This window comes from Streptomyces sp. NPDC037126, from assembly GCF_055605965.1.
The window spans coordinates 243,390-262,014 of the sequence record NZ_JBVJTD010000003.1 but is presented as its reverse complement, the minus strand read 5'-3'; the positions used below and the strand labels follow the sequence as shown (position 1 = coordinate 262,014).

Sequence of the window (18,625 nt, the reverse complement as noted above, 5' to 3'; positions counted from 1 at the left end):
GGCCGAACGCGGGCCTAGATTCGCGGCATGCCCCCACAGCCACCTCCCAGGATGCCCGCGGCCCTTCCCGTGCTGCCCTACCGCAAGCCCACCAGGGGCCGTGACTACTGGGTCCTGGACGACGTCCTGCCCGACGCGGACGCCGTGCGCGAGCGGTGCCTGGCCAAGGACGACTGGGTCGAGGGATACCCGTACACCTCGGAGACCTGGCCGGGCCTGCGCGCCATGCCCGGCCTCGAAGCCGCCGAACTCGCCCACATCGAGCGGCTGGTGCAGAAGGCCACCGGTGCCAGGAAGCTGTGGGTGCAGCAGGCGCCCGGCGGCGGCACCCTCAACCACAACTGCGTCCAGGTCGTCGGCGAGGGCGAGAGCGAGCCCCGCCCGCACACCGACTCCCGCGCGCTGTGCCGGTACGCGGCCGTGCTGTACCTGAACCCGCACGTGCCCAAGGACTGCGGCACCAGCTTCTACCGCCAGCACCTGCCCGGCGGCCGGCTCGGCGGCAATGTCGTCCAGGCCCCCCACAACAACCTCGTCGAGGCCCTCGGCACCCGCTTCGTCGCCCCGGACGCCTTCGAGGAGGACGTCCGTGTCCCCCACAAGTACAACCGCCTCCTGCTGTACAACGCCAACCTCGTGCACAGCGCCACCGGTTACTCCGGCGGCACGCTGGAGGAGAAGCGCATGACCGCGGTGTTCTTCTGGATGGCCTGAGGCTGTCACATCCGCGGCCGCCCAGCTGTCCCATGGCCGTCACCGGTGAACGGTGACGGCCCGGGGCCCCACCCGGGCCGGTGACCCGTCCGGGGAGTGGACATGTCGAAGTCGCCCGGCTGCTCAGGGGCCGCACCCCGCGCCCCTTCCGCTTCGGTTACGTCCACCAGCCCGTCTCCCTCGGCCGCCGCGACGCCGTGATCCGGTTCACCCACGCCGACGACACACCCCGGCGGGCGTACCTGCGGGGCAGGGCGGCGGTCCGCTACAAGGAGCTGGTCAGCGCGAGCCCCCTGCCGGTGTACCGGCAGGGGGCTGAACCCGCCGGTGACGGTGTCGAGGCCGGCGGCCGCCACCGCCCCCGCCGGGGCGCGGACTCTGGCAGGTTGAACCCCATGGAGAACGACACCCAGGCCCCCACGGACCCGTACTTCACCCACCGCCGCCTGCTGTTCGCGACGGCGTACCGGATGCTGGGCAGCGTGACGGACGCGGAGGACGTCCTCCAGGACACCTGGCTGAAGTGGCACACGGCCGACCGCACGGCCGTCCGCAACCCCCGCGCCTACCTGGTCCGCACGGTCACGAACCTCTCCCTGAACCGTCTCACCTCGGCCCGCGCGACCCGGGAACAGTACGTGGGCCCCTGGCTCCCCGAACCCCTCCTCACGTCCCCCGACGCCTCGGAGGGGACGGAACTGGCGGACAGCGTGTCGACGGCGATGCTGGTGATCCTGGAAACCCTGGCCCCCGTGGAACGCGCGGTCTTCGTGCTCCGCGAGGTCTTCGGCTACTCCCACGCGGAGATCGCCGCGATCCTCGACCGCCCCGAACCCACCGTCCGCCAGATCGCCCACCGCGCCCGCAGTCACGTCCAGGCCCGCCGCCCCCGCTTCGACACGGACACCGGGCGCCGTGCCCAGGTCACCAGCAGCTTCATCGAGGCCTGCGCCGGCGGCGACCTCAACGCGGTGATGGAACTCCTCGCCCCCGACGTCACGGCCTGGTCCGACGGCGGCGGCAAGGTCACCGCCGCCCGCCGCCCGCTGCACGGCCCCGACCACGTGGCCCGCTGGCTGCTCGGCGTGCTGACCAAGCCCCAGGCGGCCGGTGTCACCTTCCGCCCGACCCACATCAACGGCGAACTGGGCGTCCTGTGCGCCGTCGGGGACACGCCCGTCGCGGCCCTGACGTTCGACCTGGCGGAGGACGGCATCAAGAACCTGCGCGTCCAGGTGAATCCGGACAAGCTGAGGGGCGTGCAGGAGGGCGAGGCGCAGGGGGACGACGGCGCACCGGGCCCGGGCTGAGTTCACCCGTGGGGGGTGAGGCGGCGCCCACCGGGCTGCCGGACCCTTGCCGTGCGCAGGCCGGTGCCGGCCTGCCCAGGCCGCTGAGGTGCGTCAGCCCGACGAGGGAGAGCCCCTGTGAACCGGTACCCGCCCATCGCCGACCATGGCATGGTCGGCGATCTCCAGACCGCCGCCCTGGTGTCCTCCGACGGAGACATCGACTGGTGGTGCACGCCACGCTTCGACTCCCCCAGCCTCTTCGCCTCACTCCTGGACAGCGAGCGCGGAGGACACTGCCGGCTCGCCGTGGAGCTCCCGGAGGGCGACGGCATGACGGTCCGGCAGCTGTACCTGTCCGACACGGCCGTGCTGGTCACCCGGTTCATGACACCCGGGGGAGTCGGGGAGATCGCCGACTTCATGCCGCCCCTGGACTCACCGGTGCCGCAGGACGCTCACCGGCTGGTGCGGGTCGCCCGGGTGGTGCGGGGAAGCCTGCCCTTCACCTTCGCCTGCGAGCCGCGCTTCGACTACGGCCGTGCCCCCCACACCCTGGACCTGGCCGACAGCCACGCCGCGCTCTTCCATGGCCCCGGCACGGACCTGCACCTCCAGTCCACCACCGGGGCCCCGCTGCGCGCGCGGGGCGACGACATCACGGCACGCTTCACCCTGTCGGCCGGCGAGGCCGCCGCGTTCGTGCTGACCAGCGCGGCGAGCGGCACCCCCGCCCCGCCCCGGCCCTCGCTGGAGGGCGTCGCCGACGACTTCGAGGCGTGCCGCGCCTTCTGGCTGGACTGGCTGCGCTCGTGCACCTACCACGGCCGCTGGCAGGGCGTGGTGAACCGCTCGGCGATCACCCTGAAGCTGCTCACCTACGCGCCCACCGGCGCGCCCATCGCCGCCGCCACCATGGGACTGCCCGAGCAGATCGGCGGCGAGCGCAACTGGGACTACCGCTACACCTGGATCCGGGACGCGTCCCTGTCCGTGCGGGTCCTGATCGACCTGGGCTTCCACGACGAGGCGCACGCCTTCCGGCACTGGCTGCGCGAGCGCATCGAGGCCGGCGCCACCGCCTCGGGCGACCCCCTGCAGATCATGTACCGCGTCGACGGCGACCCCCTGCTGACCGAGGAGATCCTCGGCCATCTGGAGGGCTACCGCGGGTCGCGTCCGGTGCGGGCGGGCAACGCGGCCGCGGACCAGCTCCAGCTCGACATCTACGGCGAGGCCTCGGACGCCCTGATCGTGGGCGGCGACATCGGCGCGGTGCGGGGGTGGAAGGCGCTCAGCGGCACCCTGGACTGGCTCGCCGACCACTGGGACCAGCCGGACGAGGGCATCTGGGAGACCCGGGGCGGCCGGCAGAACTTCACCTACAGCCGGCTCATGACCTGGGTGGCGTTCGACCGCGCCATCCACGCGGCGGACGAGTTCTCCCGCCCGGCCGCCGTGGCCCGCTGGACCGGCATCCGCGACGCGGTGTTCCGGGACATCGTCGAGCGCGGCTGGCACGAGAAACGGCACGCCTTCGTCCAGCACTACGACACCGACGTCCTGGACGCCTCCCTGCTGCTCATGCCGAAGGTCGGCTTCCTCTCGCCCCACGACCCCGACTGGCTCAGCACCCTCGACGCCATGGAGGACGAGCTGGTCAGCGACAGCCTCGTCTACCGCTACGACCCCGCGGCCTCCCCCGACGGGCTGCGCGGCTCCGAGGGCACCTTCAACCTGTGCAGCTTCCTCTACGTCGAGGCGCTCGCCCGCAGCGGCCGGCTCAACCAGGCCCGGCACGCCTTCGACAAGATGCTCACCTACGCCAACCACGTCGGCCTGTTCGCCGAGGAGATCGGCCCCTCGGGCGAGCAACTGGGCAACTTCCCGCAGGCCTTCACCCACCTCGCGCTGGTCACCGCCGCGGTGGCCCTCGACGAGGAGCTGGGCCGGGCGGAGTCGGGGCTCCGCCCGCACGTTCACGAGCATCGCAACCCGGCGACCCTCGGCCTGAGGGTCCCCACCGAGAGCACGGCCCGGGACGACACCGGTGGTTGAGACGGTCGCGCCGAAGCAGGCGGCGGGACAGGGACGCGTCCTCGCTGCCCTGGCCCTCGCGCAGTTCATCTGCAGCTTCGCCGGCTCCAACATGAACGTGATGATCAACGACATCAGCAGGGACCTGGACACCACCGTCCAGGGCGTGCAGATCGCCATCACGCTCTTCCTGCTGGTGATGGCGGCGCTGATGATCCCCGGCGGCAAGCTCACCGACCGCTACGGACGCAAGCGCTGCTTCCTGACCGGCCTCGTCGTGTACGCGATCGGCGCCCTGCTCAGCGCCGCCGCCCCCGGCCTCGGGGTGCTGATCCTCGGCAACTCGGTCCTGGAGGGCGTCGGCACCGCCCTGCTCATCCCGCCCGTCTACATCCTGACGACCGTCCTCTACCCCGACACGGCCTCCCGGGCGCGCGCGTTCGGCGTCATCATGGCGCCCGGCGGGGTGGGCGCCGCCGCCGGACCGCTGATCGGCGGCCTCATCACCACGGGGATCAGCTGGCGCGCGGCCTTCGTCTTCCAGGCCCTGGTCATCGCGGTGATCGTGTGGCTGAGCCGGCACATCGAGGACCCGCTGCCGCCCGACCCGACCCGCTCCTTCGACATCTCGGGTGCGGTGCTCTCCGCCGTCGGTCTCGTCCTCGTCGTCATGGGCATCCTGGCCGCGGACAACAACATCTGGCTCATGGTCGGACTGCTGGTCCTCGGCGCCCTCGTGCTGGTGTGGTTCTTCCGCTCCGTGCGCGCCAAGGAGGCCGCCGGGGAGGAGCCGCTGCTCTCGCTGAGCCTGTTCCGCAACCGCACGTCCAACCTCGGCCTGGTCACCCAGAACGTCCAGTGGCTGATGCTCCTGGGCTCGTCGTTCACGGTGGCCGCCTACCTCCAGGTCGTACGCGGCTACAACGCCATCCAGACCGGTGTCATCTTCACCGCGGCCACGCTCGGGCTGCTGGTCACGTCGCTGTCCGCGGAGCGTCTGGCCCGACGGTACGCCCAGCGCACGCTCATCATGACCGGCTTCGCCGTCTGCATCGCGGGCGTTGCCGTCCTGGTCGCCCTGGCCGCGGCCACCTCGACCGCCTGGGCCTTCGTCCCCGGACTGCTGCTGATCGGGCTCGGCCTCGGCGTCATGCTGACCCCGTCGGTCAACGTCGTGCAGTCGAGCTTCCCGGAGGCGCAGCAGGGGGAGATCTCGGGCCTGTCCCGGAGCGTGTCGAACCTCGGCTCCTCCTTCGGCACGGCGATCGCCGGCACCATCCTGGTCTCGGGTCTGACCAAGGGCGCCTACGCGGCGGCGATGATCGTCCTGGGCGTCATCGGGCTCGGCGGTCTCTCCGCGGCGGCGCGGCTGCCCCGGACGGGGGCCCCGCCCCCGGTGAGGACACCACCGGGGCCCTGAGGGAGGCGTCAGGAGGCGTCCCTGGCGGGCGGGCCCGCGGGTGCGCCAGGATGACCGGATGACCGAACAGACATACCAACCGCTTGAGTTCAGGCAGGTCGAGGGCGCGGGGCGGCTGGCCGTCGGGGGATTGCTGCTCGCCGGACTCGGCTGGGTCGCGCGGGGCGCCTGGGAGGTGCGGCTCGCGATGGCCGGGGAGCCGGACGCGGGGCCGCCCGACCAGGGCGGCGGGGTGCACCGGCCGCTCGACGCGCTGGAGAACTCGTACCACTTCGTCACCACCGTCGCGAACGGCTTCGTCGTGCTCTGCGCGCTGCTGTTCGTCGGCTGGCTGTGGCGGCTGCGGGACAACGCGCGTGCGCTGTCGGGGCAGCCGGCCAAGTACGCCGGGATCTGGGTGTGGCTCGGGTGGGTCGTGCCCGTCGTCAACCTGTGGTTCCCGCGCGGGATCGTCGCCGACGCCTTCCGCGGCACCGCCCCGGAACGGCGGCTGCCCGTGTCCGTGAACGTGTGGTGGGGGCTGTGGCTCGTCGGCATGACCACCGGCGTGGGGATCCTCTACGACAACTCCACCGACGACATCATCGCCCGCGCGTACACCGCGGTGTGGCCGCTGCTCGTGTCCGACGCGGTCGTCGTGGGGGCCGCGGTCGCCGGGGCCCTCGCCGTGCGGGCCGTCACCGCCGTGCAGGCGGAGCGGATCCGGGAGGCGGTGCGGGCGCAGGAGGGCGCCGTGCCGGCGGCCCGGGGCTGATCCCCGCCCCGGGATGCGGGCCGGGGCCCGGTGCGGTACGGATGGGTGGCGTGAGCGTTTTCGCCATCGTGGGAGCCGGGCCGGGGCTCGGGGCCGCCGTCGCACGGCGGTTCGGGCGGGAGGGCTACGACATCGCCCTCGTCGCGCGGGACCGGGAGCGGCTGGACGCGCTGGTCCGGGAGCTGGACGGGAGCGGGGTCCGCGCGCGCGCCTTCCCGGCCGACGTGCGGGAGCCGGAGGAGCTCTCCCGCGCCCTCGGCGAGGCCGGCCGGGAGCTGGGGACCGTGGAGGTGCTCCAGTACAGTCCGGTGCCGCACCGGGACTTCATGCGGCCCGTCCTGGAGACCGGGCACCGGCAGCTGATCGGGCCGATCGAGTTCTCCGTGTACGGGCCGGTCGCCGCCGTGCAGCAGGTCCTGCCGGGGATGCGCGAGGCCGGACGCGGCACGATCCTCTTCGTCAACGGCGGGACCGCCGTCGTGCCCCACACCGAGCGGGCCGGGACCTCCATAGCCTTCGCCGCGGAGAGCGCGTACGGGCATCTGCTGCACGAACGGCTCGCCCGGGAGGGCATCCACGTCGCGCAGCTGGTCATCCCGGGGGCCATCACCCCGGGCCACCCCCGCAAGGACCCCGACGTGCTCGCCGGGATGCTGTGGAACATGCACCGCGAGCGGCGCGGGTTCCGGCACTTCGCGGACGACCTCGACAGCCGCTGAGAGCCGGTCACGGCGCCCCCGCGCGGGGGGCTGGACGGCCCGCCGGTCGGCGTTCACCCTGCGTCAAGAGCATTTATGGGCCAATATGGTGATGTTGGCCGCATTGCTCTCTTCAGAGGGGGCCTCAATGGCTGTCGAAATCCCTGCGTTGATCAAGCCTTCCCGGCTGCGGGCCAGGGGAGGTCTGCTGGGCGAGTGCCTCGCCGAGTTCCTGGGGACGTTCGTCCTCATCGCCTTCGGCTGTGGTGTGGTCGCGATGGCGGTGGCCGCGCTGCCCGGCTCGGGCCGTGCCGCCACACCCACCACGATCTTCCTCGCCGCCGGTGACTGGCTGCTGGTCACCTGGGGCTGGGCGATGGCCGTCGTCTTCGGCGTCTACGTGGCCGGCGGGGTCAGCGGCGCCCACATCAACCCGGCGGTGACGCTGGCCATGGCCGTGCGCCGCGGGTTCGCCTGGGCCAAGGTGGTGCCGTACATCTTCTCGCAGGTGGCCGGGGCGTTCGTCGGCGCGGCGCTGGTCTACCTCGTCTACCACAGCGCCATCAGCGCCTTCGACTCCGCGCTGAACGCGCCGAAGACGAACGGGCACACGCTTGCCTCGTTCTCCATCTTCGCCACCTTCCCGGCCGCGTACTTCCACGGGGGTGTCGCGGGTCCGCTGATCGACCAGATCGTCGGCACGGCGTTCCTGGTCATGTTCGTGGTCGCCGTCATCGACCTGCGCAACCAGGCCGTGAAGGCGAACCTCGGCCCCCTGATCATCGGCTTCGCCGTCGCCGCCATCGGCATGTCCTACGGCGCCAACGCGGGTTACGCCATCAACCCGGCCCGCGACTTCGGGCCCCGGCTGTTCACCTGGGTTGCGGGCTGGGGAAGCCTGGCGTTCCCGGGCACCCAGGCGGGAGCGTTCAGCGACTACTGGTGGATCCCGATCGTCGGTCCGTTCATCGGCGGGGTCATCGGGGTCCTGGTGTACGACCTGTTCATCGGCGACGTCCTGGTCGTGCGCCAGGAGATGGGCGAACTGCCCGAACCGGGCCGCACCCGGCCGGTCGAGGAGGAGTAGCCGCCGGGCCGGAGCGAGGCGGGCCGCACGCGCCGGTGCCGCCGCCGGCCCGCCGCCGGGGTCACAGCGGCCGGTTCGGCCAGTCCAGCAGGCGGGCCCCGATCACGGCCGTCTGCAGCATGTAGCGGTGGGCCGGGTCGGCCGGGTTGGCGGCGGTGAGCTGGTGGATGCGCTCCAGGCGGTAGGTGAGCGCGCGCACGCTGAGGGAGAGCCGGCGGGCCGCCTCGGCGGCCACGCACCCGGCGTCGAAGTACGCGGCGAGGGTGTCCAGCATCGGGGCCGCCCCGCCCCGGGCCGAGGTCAGCGGCCCGAGCGTGTGCTGCACCAGGTCGGCCATCGCCTGCCGGTCGCGCGCGAGAACGGGGTAGACCAGCAGATCGGCGGCGCGCAGCAGTGGCGCGTCCAGGGCGAGGCGATCGGCCATCTCCAGTGCGGCGAGCGCCTCTTCGTACGACTGCACCACCCCGCCGGGACCGGACTGCGGGCGGCCGATCGCGACCCGGCCGCCGCCGGTGGCCGCGTACGCCTGCCGGGCGAAGTGGGTGAGGACGTCGTCCTCGTCGCCGGGCGCGACGCACAGCAGGCGGCCGTTCTTGGTGGTGAGCAGGATGTTGTGGGAGTCGAACCGGGCGAGGACCGCGGCCTCGACCTGCCGGGCGACCGGGCCGCCCTCGGCGTAGGACGCCGGGCCCTCGGCGACGGCCACCGCGTGCGCGCGGGACAGCCGGAGGCCGAAGCGCTCGGCGCGCTCGGCGAGCCGGCCCAGGTCGCTGCGGCCGTAGAGCAGGTCGTCGATGAACTCCCGGCGGCCCGCCTCCTCCCGGCGCACGGTGAGCCGCTGGGCGCGCTCGTAGCCGTCGGCGAACGCGTCGACCGCCTGCTCCACGGCGGCCAGGGCGGCCAGTGTGCTCTCCGTCGAGCCCGGCCCGGTCGGCCAGGCGCCCCGCGCGGCGGCCAGATGGGCGACGATCAGGGCGCGCAGTCCGTGACCGGCCTCGGCGGCCTGCTCGCCGAGCGTGCGACGGGTCTTCAGCTCCTCCCGGCTCAGGCGCCGGCCGGTGTCCGCGACCTCGGCCAGCGTCCGGGCGAAGCCCTCCAGATAGTGCTCCGGTATGTCGTGGTCCGTCACCCTGCCCCGTTCCCCCGTGATCTTGACGTGCCGGTGACGTTTTCCTGGCGCAACTCCGGCACCCAGACAGTAGTGAACACTGCCGGAAACCGGCAATGCGCGGGCGCGCGCCGTGGTCGCACCATCCTCGGTGGGGAGCACTACGGAGGGTTCCGGTGCCGGGTACCGGCAGATGTCCGGCACCGGGGCCACGGGGGAGCTCCGAACTCATCGTCTGACGCAAGGACGTATGCCATGGAAGCCCTTGGCGTGCTGGCGGCCGCCTGCCTGGTCGCCGCCGTGCTCGTGCTGTTCGCGTTCTCCCGGCTCTACCGCAAGGTGGACCAGAGCCAGGCCCTGATCGTGTCCAGGACGCGGCGGGTGGACGTGTCCTTCACCGGACAGGTCGTGCTGCCGATCCTGCACAAGGCCGAGGTCATGGACATCTCGGTGAAGACCATCGAGATCAGCCGCTCCGGCCGCGACGGTCTGATCTGCCGGGACAACATCCGCGCCGACATCCGGATCCTGTTCTTCGTGAAGGTCAACAAGACCGTCCCGGACGTCATCAAGGTCGCCCAGTCCGTGGGCACCGAGCGCGCCAGCCACCAGGACACGCTGCAGGAACTGTTCCACGCGAAGTTCTCCGAGGCGCTGAAGACCGTCGGCAAGCAGATGGACTTCACCGACCTCTACACCAAGCGCGAGGAACTCCGTTACCACATCATCGAGTTGATCGGCGTCGACCTCAACGGCTACCACCTGGAGGACGCGGCGATCGACTACCTGGAGCAGACGCCGCTCACCCAGCTGGACCCGGCCAACGTCCTCGACGCCCAGGGCATCCGCAAGATCACCGAGCTGACGGCGATCGAGCACGTGCGCACCAACGAGGCCAAGCGCACGGAGCAGAAGGAGATCACCCGGCAGGACGTCGACGCCCGCGAGGCCATCCTGGAGCTGGAGCGCAGGCAGGCGGACGCCGAGATCAAGCAGCGCCGGGAGATCGAGACCTCCCGTGCCCGCGAGGAGGCCGAGACCGCCCGGGTGATGGAGGAGGAGCGGCTGCGCGCGCAGAGCGCCTTCCTGCGCACCGAGGAACAGCTGGGCGTGCAGCGCGAGAACCAGGCCCGGGAGATCGCGGTCGCCTCGAAGAACCGCGAGCGGGTCATCGCCGTGGAGAACGAGCGCATCGAGAAGGACCGGCTGCTGGAGGTCATCGCCCGGGAACGGGAGACCCAGCTGACGAAGATCTCCGCCGAGAAGGAGGTCGAGGCGGAGAAGCGGGAGATCGCCGAGGTCATCCGGGAGCGGGTCGCGGTGGACCGTACGGTCGCCGAGCAGGAGGAGTCCATCAAGAAGCTGCGCGCGGTGGAGCAGGCCGAACGCGACCGGCAGGCGATCGTCATCGCGGCGGAGGCGGAGGCGCAGGAGAGGCTGGTCAAGGACATCAAGGCCGCGGAGGCCGCCGAGCAGGCCGCCACGCACCGTGCCGCCGAGGAACTCACCCTCGCCGAGGCCCGGTTGAAGACCGCCGACCTCGACGCACGGGCCAAGCTGCGGCTCGCCGAGGGCGTGCAGGCCGAGGCCGCCGCCGAGGGGCTCGCCGCCCAGCAGGTCCGCGACAGGGAGGCCGAGGTCACCGTGAAGGCCGGCCGCGCGGAGGCGGAGGCCACCGAGGCGCTGCTGCGGGCCGAGGCCGAGGGCAACCAGGCCAAGGCGCTCGCCGAGGCGGAGGGCGCGCGGGCGAAGGGGCTCGCGGAGGCCGAGGGCGCGCGGGCGGCGGCGGAGGCCACCGAGGCCCGGCTGAAGGCCGAGGCGGAGGGTGCCCGGGCGAAGGCGCTCGCCGAGGCCACCGGCATCGGCGAGAAGCTGAAGGCCGAGGCCGCGGGTCTGACCGACAAGGCCGCCGCGATGGCCGCACTGGACGAGGCCTCGCGCGGGCACGAGGAGTACCGGCTGCGGCTGCAGGCGGAGAAGGAGATCCGGCTGGCCGGTCTGGAGACGCAGCGGCAGGTCGCCGAGGCGCAGGCCACGGTCCTCGCCACCGGCCTGGAGCACGCCGACATCGACATCGTGGGCGGGGAGTCCGTCTTCTTCGACCGGCTGGTCTCGGCGGTCTCGCTGGGCAAGGGCGTGGACGGCTTCGTCGACAGCTCGCACACCGCGCAGGCCCTGGCGAGGCCCTGGCTGGACGGGTCGGGCAGCTTCACGGACGACCTGAGCCGGATCCTCGGCTCGGTCGGCAGCGCCGATGTGCAGAACCTGACGGTGTCGGCGCTGCTGATGAAGCTGATGAGCGGGGGCGGGGCGGAGGCCGGCCGGTTCCAGAAGCTGCTGGACCGGGCGGGCGAACTGGGCCTGTCGGACACACCGCTGGCCGCCATGAACGGCACCGCGGTACACGGCTGAGGCCGGCGCCCCGAAGGGGCGCGGGGAGCTGCGCGAGCGACCCGGGCCGGACCCGCACCGGCCCGGCGGCCCCCGCCCCGGCGGCGCTGCCGGACCCGCACCCGGCCGGGTTGCTTCCGCCCGGTCGACATGGGGGCGCCGGCACTCGGCCGGGTTGCTTCCGCCCGTGTGACGTGGGGGCCCGCACCCCGCCCGGCGGCACCCGGTCGGACCGCGTCGACCTACGCGCACCCGGCCCTGCGGCCCCCGCCGCGCCGCACCCGCACCCCACCCGGCGGCCCCCGTGTCCGTCCCGTATGAAGGCGTGTCCGTAGGAAAGGGAACCCATGTCCACCGCCCCAGAGCCGCCCGTGGCCGGTGCCGCAGACGCCGGTACCTACGAGGTGCTGCGCGACCGGCTCGCCGGGCAGGCGGCCGAGCTGGCCCGGCGGGCCGAGGCGCTCAACGCCCGGCGGGCCGAGGAGTTCGGCTCGGTCCGGCTCGACCTCGCCGCCACCACCCGGCTGAGCACCGGTCACCCGTGCGTGCCCTGCGACATCGTGGCCGTCGGGGACGCCCTGCTGTTCGGCGGCACCGGCAGGTCGGCCGACGGCGCCGAGACCGCCGTCGCCGACGTGCTCGCGCTGTACGACCGGGACGGCGACCGGCTGGCCGGCGACGCCGTCCCCGGCCTGCTCGACGACCCGGCGTTCGTCCGGGAGTTCACCGCCCTGCACCGGTACTACCGGCAGGCCCGGCTGCTCAGGCTGCGCCGGGTCGAGGGCCGCCTGCTGGCCGTGTTCCGCACCGGCGACAAGGCAGAGGACGTCCGCGCCCTGCGCTGGTCGCTGACCGAGGACGGCCGGGCGCAGTTCCTGGACGCGCGCGGCGACCGGGACGACGTCTTCCCGCCCGCCCAGGACGTGACGTGGACGGGGACCAGCCGCGAGGACCACGTGCTGGGCCGGGAGCCGTACGTGGCCGTGCCCGGTGGGCTGGGCGTGGCCACCGTCGGCGGGAGGCTCACCGTGCGCACCCCGCAGGGGGAGGAGCTGTACGCGGAGCCGGTGCAGGAGCCGCTGCAGGCCCTCGCGGACGCCGCTGTCGCGCACGCGTGCGTCGGCCCGCTGGTGCTGCTGCGGGTGCGGCCGTACAAGGAGGACGCCGACCGGTACCTGGTGTTCAACACCCTGACCCGCACGGTGGTCCGCCTCGACGGCCTCGGCCAGGCCTGCCGTCTGCTGCCCGAGGAGCAGGGCGTCGTGTTCCCGGGCGGGTACTGCCTGGCCACCGGCGCGCACAAGACGTACGACCTCGAGACCGCGGGCCTGGAGTACGAGTGCGAGGTACGCGCGCCGAACGGCGAGGACGTGCTCTACGCCTTCCGGTCCCGGGCCGGCGGCCGCACGCTGCTGCTGTCGTACAACACCCTGCGCAAGGAGGTCGCGACCCCGCTGCCGTGCCGCGGCTGGGCGCTGTTCCAGGACGGCGCCCTCGCCGTGCTGCGCGCCGGCGGCGACGAGCCCGCGCACACCCATCCGCTCCAGTGGTGGACCTCGCCGTACGTCTCGGACACCCACGCGGCCGCCCTGCGCACCGGCACCGGCGCGCTCGCCCGGGTCGGCAACGCCGACCTGGTGCGCGGGCTCGCCGACTGCCTGTCCGTCGCCCGGCTGGTGGCCGACGGCATCCGGACCAGCGAGGGCTACCGGGCGCTGGCCGCCGCCTGCGTGCGCGCCGGGGACGCCCACCACTGGCTCACCGAGCCCGAACTGGGCGATCTGTACGAGCCGTTGTCGGCGGTGCGGGAGACCGCCGACCAGGTGCTCGCCGAGTTCGAGACCGTGCAGGACCTGACCCGGCAGGCCGCCGTGGCGCTGGACGAGGCCGCCGAGCGGATCGCCGCCGTGGTCCGCCGGCTGCGCGGGGAGGCCCCGCGCGAGGCCGCCGCCTGGGTGCGGGGGCTGACCGAGCTCCGGCACGCGCACGGCCACCTGCTCACGCTGAGGGAGCTGCGGTACGCGGACACCGCCCGGGTGGACGCGCTGGCCGCCGAGACGGAGGCCGACCTCGCCGCCTTCGGGCGGCGCGCGGTGGCGTTCCTGGCCCGCGAGGACGCCTTCGCCGGGCAGCGGGCCGAGGTGGAGCGGCTGGTCGCCGACGCGGACGCGATCGAGACGGTCGCCGCCGCCGGGCCCGTCACCGACCGCCTCGACGAACTCGCCGGACAACTGGGCACGGTCTCGGAGGTCGTCACCGGCCTCGACATCGCCGACGCCACCGTACGCACCGCCGTGCTGGAGCGGATCGCCGACGTGCTGGGCGGCGTCAACCGGGCACGTGCCACGCTCGACGCCCGCCGCCGCGGCCTCAGGGACCACGAGGGGCGCGCCGAGTTCGCCGCCGAGACGGCCCTGCTCGCCCAGGCCGTCACCGCCGCCCTCGCCGCCTCCGGCACACCCGAGGCGTGCGACGACCAACTCAACGCCGTCCTCGCCCGGTTGGAGGACCTCGACGGACGGTTCGCCGAGTACGACGACTTCCTGACCGAACTCGCGGACAAACGCACCGGGATCTACGAGGCGTTCGCCGCCCGCAAGCAGTCCCTGGCCGACGCCCGCGCCCGCCGCGCCGAGCAGCTCGCCGTCTCGGCGGGCCGGGTGCTGGAGACGGTGACCCGGCGCGCGGCCACGCTCCCCGACGCCGACGCGGTCACCACCTACTTCGCCTCCGACCCGCTGGTCGCCAAGGTCCGCCGCACGGCGGACGAACTGCGCGCCCTCGGCGACAGCGTGCGCGCCGAGGAACTCGACGGCCGCCTCAAGGCCGCCCGCCAGGAGGCGGCACGCGCCCTGCGGGACCGCGGTGACCTGTACGCCGACGAGGGCCGCACCCTGCTGCTCGGCGGCCACCGCTTCGCCGTCAACACCCAGCCGCTCGACCTCACCCTCGTCCCGCACGGCGACGGCCTGGCCCTCGCCGTCACCGGCACCGACTACCGCGCCCCGGTCACCGACCCGGACTTCGCCGCGACCCGCGCGTACTGGGACCGGCAGCTGCCGTCCGAGTCGCCCGCGGTCTACCGCGCCGAGCACCTCGCCGCGCGCCTGCTGGCCGAGCACGGCCCGGCCGCCCTCGCCGCCGCCGACGACCTGCCGGACCTCGTCCGCCGGGCGGCGCAGGAGTCGTACGACGAGGGCTACGAGCGCGGTGTCCACGACCACGACACCACCGTGATCCTCACCGCCCTGCTGCCGCTGTACGACGGCGCCGGCACCCTGCGCCACGAGCCCGCCGCCCGGGCCGCGGCCCAGCTGTTCTGGGCCCACGGCACCACCGACCGGGACCGCGCCGGCTGGACACGGCGGGCGCTGTCGCTGGCCCGCGCCCGGGACGCCTTCGGGCCGTCGGCCGCGCTCGGCGAGCTGGCCGGTGAGCTGACGGCGGCGATCGGGGCCTGGCACGCCGCCGGGCAGGAGGACCGGCCGGCCCTGGCGCCGTCCGCGCAGCAGGCGGAGGCCGCCCGGGCGCTCCCGGAGGCCGCCGCCGCGTACCTCTTCGAGGAGCTGACCACCGGCGGCCCCGAGGGCTTCGTCCTGGGCGCCGCGGCCCGCGCCCTGCTGGAGAAGTTCCGCCACGCGCTCGCGGGTTCGGACTACGGCCGGGACCTGGAGGGTCTGACGGAACTGCGGGCGCGCCGGCAGGTCGTGGAGGCCTGGCTCACCGCGTACGCCACCGCGAGCGGCAGCGACGCGGGCCCCGGCGAGCTGGCCGAGGCGGTCGCCGCCGAACTGTGCCCCGGCCTGCCCCGCCACGACGGCGACGCCCCGCTGACCGCGACCGCCGAGGGCCTCCTCGGCACCCACCCCCGGGTGCGCGGTGGGCGGCTGGAGCTGCGGCTGGACGAGTTCCTGGCCCGCACGGCCCGGCACGCGGCGCACGAGGTGCCCGCCTTCCGTGCCTACCAGCGCCGCCGCGGCGCCCTGCTGGCCGCCGAACGCGACCGGCTCCGCCTGGACGACCACCGTCCCCGGGTGATGCCGGCGTTCGTGCGGGGCCGGCTCGTGGACGAGGTCTACCTGCCGCTGATCGGCGACAGCCTGGCCCGCCAGCTCGGCACCACCGGCGAGAGCAGGCGCACCGACACCGGCGGGCTGCTCCTGCTGGTCTCCCCGCCCGGCTACGGCAAGACGACGCTCATGGAGTACGTCGCCGACCGGCTCGGGCTGATGCTGGTCAGGGTCAGTGGCCCGGCGCTCGGCCACACCGTCACCTCGCTGGACCCGGCCGACGCGCCGAACGCCACCGCCCGCCGCGAGATCGAGAAGATCAACTTCGCGCTGGCGGCCGGCAACAACACCCTGCTCCACCTGGACGACATCCAGCACACCTCGCCCGAACTGCTGCAGAAGTTCATCCCGTTGTGCGACGCCACCCGGCGGGTGGACGGCGTGTGGGACGGCGAACCGCGCACCTACGACCTGCGCGGCAAGCGGTTCGCCGTGTGCATGGCCGGCAACCCGTACACCGAGTCCGGGGAGCGGTTCCGCATCCCCGACATGCTCGCGAACCGGGCCGACGTGTGGAACCTCGGCGACGTCCTCACCGGCAAGGAGGACGCCTTCGCGTTCAGCTTCGTCGAGAACGCCCTCACCGCCAACCCGGTGCTCGCCCCGCTCGCCGCCCGCGACAGGGCCGACCTGGACCTGCTGGTCCGGCTGGCCGCCGCCGACCCCACGGCCCGCGCCGACCGGCTGGCCCACGCGCTGCCCCCGGCCGAACTCGACCGCGCGGTGGCCGTGCTGCGGCACCTCCTGGCGGTCCGCGACACGGTCCTCACCGTCAACGCGGCCTACATCGCCTCCGCCGCCCAGTCGGAGGCGGCGCGCACCGAGCCCCCGTTCCGCCTGCAGGGCTCCTACCGCGACATGAACAAGATCGCCCAGCGGCTGCGGCCGGTCATGAACGACTCCGAACGCGAGGCCGTCGTCCACGACCACTACACCGCCGAGGCCCAGACCCTCACCACGGGCGCCGAGGCCAACCTGCTCAAACTCGCCGCACTGCGCGGCACGCTGAGCGCCGCACAGGCGGACCGCTGGGCCGAGGTGCGGGCCGCCCACGTCCGCGCCCGCACCCTCGGCGGCCCCGAGGAGGACCCCCTGGCCCGGGCCGTGGCCGCGCTGGGCCTGCTCGCGGACCGCGTCGCGGCGGTGGAGTCCGCGATCACCCGGTCCCGCGGACTCTGATCCGACCGGGCCGCGAGCGGCCCGGTTTCAGCCCCTCCCGGGGACCGAAACCGGGCTGAAGCCGTTCTGAACCGCCGGGCGCGCATGCTCCGGGGCATGACGGCGACGAAGAACGAACTCGCGATCGCGGCCACCGGGCTGCGGAAGTCCTACGGGGACAAGACCGTCCTCGACGGCATCGACATCGAGGTGCCGGCCGGCACGATCTTCTCCCTCCTCGGGCCGAACGGAGCGGGCAAGACCACCGCGGTCAACATCCTGACCACCCTGATCTCCGCCGACGCCGGGCGGGCCGCGGTCGGCGGGCACGACCTGGCCACCGAGGCCCAGGCGGTGCGCGCCGCGATCGGCGTCACCGGCCAGTTCTCCGCGGTGGACGGCCTGATCACCGGCGAGGAGAACATGCTCCTCATGGCCGACCTGCACCACCTCTCCAAGCGCGAGGGACGGCGGGTCACCGCCGCACTGCTGGAGCGCTTCGACCTCACCGAGGCGGCGAGGAAGCCCGCCTCCACCTACTCCGGCGGCATGAAGCGCCGCCTCGACATCGCCATGACCCTGGTCGGCGACCCGCGGATCATCTTCCTGGACGAGCCGACCACCGGCCTCGACCCGCGCTCCCGGCACACCATGTGGCAGATCATCCGCGAACTGGTGGCCGGCGGCACCACCGTCTTCCTCACCACCCAGTACCTGGACGAGGCCGACGAACTCGCCGACCGCATCGCGGTGCTGCACGGCGGCGGGCTCGTCGCCCAGGGCACCGCCGCCGAACTCAAGCGGCTCGTCCCCGGTGGGCACGTGCGGCTGCGCTTCTCCGACCCGGCGGACCACGAACGGGCGGCGCTGGCCCTGCGCGAGGCCACCCGCGACGACGAGGCCCTCACCCTGCAGATCCCCAGCGACGGGAGCCAGCGCGAGCTGCGCGCCGTCCTCGATTGGCTCGACGCAGCCGGCATCGAGGCCGACGAGCTGTCCGTGCACACCCCCGACCTGGACGACGTGTTCTTCGCCCTGACCGCGAACACCGTCCCCGCCCAGCCCGCCCCCGCCACCCACGAGGAGACCGTCCGATGAGCGCCGCCGGCCACGCCGTACGTGACAACCTGACCATGCTCCGGCGCAACCTCCTGCACGCGCGCCGCTACCCCTCGCTCACCCTGAACCTCCTGCTCACCCCCGTCATCCTGCTGCTGCTCTTCGTGTACGTCTTCGGCGACGTGATGAGCGCCGGTATCACCGGCGGCCACGCGGACCGTTCCGAGTACGTCGCCTACATCGTCCCCGGCATCCTGTTCATGACCGTGGGCGGCACCGCGCTCGGCACCGCGGTCTCCGTGGCCACCGACATGACCGAGGGCATCATGGCCCGGTTCCGCACCATGGCCATCTCCCGCGCCTCGGTGCTGGTCGGGCACGTGGTCGGCAGCGTGCTCCAGTGCCTGATGGCGCTGGCGCTGGTGCTGGGCATCGGTGTCGCCATCGGCTTCCGGCCGAACGCGACGCCGGTGGAGTGGATCGCGGCGGCCGGGCTGCTGGCGCTGGTCAGCCTCGCCCTGACCTGGCTCGCGGTCGGCATCGGCCTGGTCAGCCCCAACGCCGAGGGCGCCAGCAACATCGGGCTGCCCCTGATGGTGCTGCCGCTGCTGTCCAGCGCGTTCGTGCCGGTCTCGGCCATGCCGGGCTGGTTCCGCTGGTTCGCCGAGTACCAGCCCTTCTCGCCCGCCATCGAGACCCTGCGCGGGCTGTTGCTGGGCAGCGGGATCGGCACGAAGAACGCGGTGCTGGCCGTCGCCTGGAGCCTGGGCCTGATCGTCCTGGGCTACCTGTGGTCGAGGGCGCGGTTCACCCGTGAGCCCAAGCGCTGATCCCGGCGCC

12 protein-coding genes are annotated in these 18,625 nt (G+C 73.6%); 11 read left to right on the top strand and 1 reads right to left on the bottom strand.

From position 1 onward, the window contains the following. Nucleotides 1–27: 27 nt before the first annotated feature. The 7 genes from ACZ7FF_RS09835 (at nt 28) to ACZ7FF_RS09805 (ending at nt 7,999) form a co-directional block, all read left to right on the top strand. The gene (locus ACZ7FF_RS09835) at nt 28–714 is read left to right on the top strand and encodes a DUF6445 family protein (RefSeq protein ID WP_470810920.1); all 687 of its coding nucleotides are present in this window, start codon (nt 28–30) and stop codon (nt 712–714) included. Nucleotides 715–1,109: 395 nt separating this feature from the next. After that, entirely contained in the window at nt 1,110–2,024 is a 915-nt protein-coding gene (locus ACZ7FF_RS09830) for an RNA polymerase sigma-70 factor (protein WP_470811445.1), read from the top strand. Nucleotides 2,025–2,141: 117 nt separating this feature from the next. After that, nucleotides 2,142–4,061, top strand: a complete 1,920-nt coding sequence (locus ACZ7FF_RS09825) for a glycoside hydrolase family 15 protein (protein WP_470810918.1) — start codon at nt 2,142–2,144, stop codon at nt 4,059–4,061. After that, nucleotides 4,054–5,460 (top strand): MFS transporter, encoded by a 1,407-nt coding sequence (locus tag ACZ7FF_RS09820; RefSeq protein WP_470810916.1) that lies wholly within the window; start codon nt 4,054–4,056, stop codon nt 5,458–5,460. The genes ACZ7FF_RS09825 and ACZ7FF_RS09820 overlap by 8 nt, the downstream gene beginning before the upstream one ends. Nucleotides 5,461–5,518: 58 nt before the next feature. Continuing rightward, nucleotides 5,519–6,214, top strand: coding sequence for a DUF4328 domain-containing protein (locus tag ACZ7FF_RS09815; RefSeq protein ID WP_470810914.1), 696 nt, complete (start codon nt 5,519–5,521; stop codon nt 6,212–6,214). A 41-nt stretch (nt 6,215–6,255) separates the two neighbouring features. Next, nucleotides 6,256–6,933 (top strand): SDR family NAD(P)-dependent oxidoreductase, encoded by a 678-nt coding sequence (locus ACZ7FF_RS09810; protein ID WP_470810913.1) that lies wholly within the window; start codon nt 6,256–6,258, stop codon nt 6,931–6,933. A gap of 127 nt (nt 6,934–7,060) precedes the next feature. Beyond that, complete coding sequence (locus ACZ7FF_RS09805) at nt 7,061–7,999, top strand: MIP/aquaporin family protein (RefSeq protein ID WP_470810911.1); 939 nt, start codon at nt 7,061–7,063, stop codon at nt 7,997–7,999. 61 nt (nt 8,000–8,060) lie between these two features. Here the strand turns inward: ACZ7FF_RS09805 and ACZ7FF_RS09800 are convergent, their stop codons facing one another. Continuing rightward, nucleotides 8,061–9,128 (bottom strand): PucR family transcriptional regulator, encoded by a 1,068-nt coding sequence (locus ACZ7FF_RS09800; protein ID WP_470810909.1) that lies wholly within the window; start codon nt 9,126–9,128, stop codon nt 8,061–8,063. A gap of 234 nt (nt 9,129–9,362) precedes the next feature. On the opposite strand from ACZ7FF_RS09800, the gene ACZ7FF_RS09795 reads away from it, so the two are divergent. From ACZ7FF_RS09795 to ACZ7FF_RS09780, 4 genes are all read left to right on the top strand, one after another. Then, on the top strand, nt 9,363–11,519 hold the full coding sequence (locus ACZ7FF_RS09795) for a flotillin family protein (protein ID WP_470810908.1): 2,157 nt from the start codon (nt 9,363–9,365) through the stop codon (nt 11,517–11,519). Nucleotides 11,520–11,845: 326 nt separating this feature from the next. Next, entirely contained in the window at nt 11,846–16,747 is a 4,902-nt protein-coding gene (locus ACZ7FF_RS09790; protein ID WP_470810907.1) for a DNA repair ATPase, read from the top strand. A 96-nt stretch (nt 16,748–16,843) separates the two neighbouring features. Further along, nucleotides 16,844–17,824 carry an ATP-binding cassette domain-containing protein gene (locus tag ACZ7FF_RS09785; RefSeq protein WP_470810905.1) on the top strand — a complete coding sequence of 327 codons (981 nt, stop codon included), beginning with the start codon at nt 16,844–16,846 and terminating at the stop codon, nt 17,822–17,824. After that, a complete protein-coding gene (locus ACZ7FF_RS09780) occupies nt 17,821–18,615 on the top strand; it encodes an ABC transporter permease (RefSeq protein ID WP_470810903.1) in 795 nt (264 codons plus the stop codon). Before ACZ7FF_RS09785 ends, ACZ7FF_RS09780 begins: the two co-directional genes overlap by 4 nt. The last annotated feature ends 10 nt before the right edge of the window (nt 18,616–18,625 follow it).

Coding starts and splice junctions, on each gene's coding strand:
- ACZ7FF_RS09835 (WP_470810920.1), top strand. CDS start 28: ATGCCCCCACAGCCACCTCCCAGGATGCCCGCGGCCCTTCCCGTGCTG.
- ACZ7FF_RS09830 (WP_470811445.1), top strand. CDS start 1,110: ATGGAGAACGACACCCAGGCCCCCACGGACCCGTACTTCACCCACCGC.
- ACZ7FF_RS09815 (WP_470810914.1), top strand. CDS start 5,519: ATGACCGAACAGACATACCAACCGCTTGAGTTCAGGCAGGTCGAGGGC.
- ACZ7FF_RS09810 (WP_470810913.1), top strand. CDS start 6,256: ATGGGTGGCGTGAGCGTTTTCGCCATCGTGGGAGCCGGGCCGGGGCTC.
- ACZ7FF_RS09805 (WP_470810911.1), top strand. CDS start 7,061: ATGGCTGTCGAAATCCCTGCGTTGATCAAGCCTTCCCGGCTGCGGGCC.
- ACZ7FF_RS09795 (WP_470810908.1), top strand. CDS start 9,363: ATGGAAGCCCTTGGCGTGCTGGCGGCCGCCTGCCTGGTCGCCGCCGTG.
- ACZ7FF_RS09790 (WP_470810907.1), top strand. CDS start 11,846: ATGTCCACCGCCCCAGAGCCGCCCGTGGCCGGTGCCGCAGACGCCGGT.
- ACZ7FF_RS09785 (WP_470810905.1), top strand. CDS start 16,844: ATGACGGCGACGAAGAACGAACTCGCGATCGCGGCCACCGGGCTGCGG.
- ACZ7FF_RS09780 (WP_470810903.1), top strand. CDS start 17,821: ATGAGCGCCGCCGGCCACGCCGTACGTGACAACCTGACCATGCTCCGG.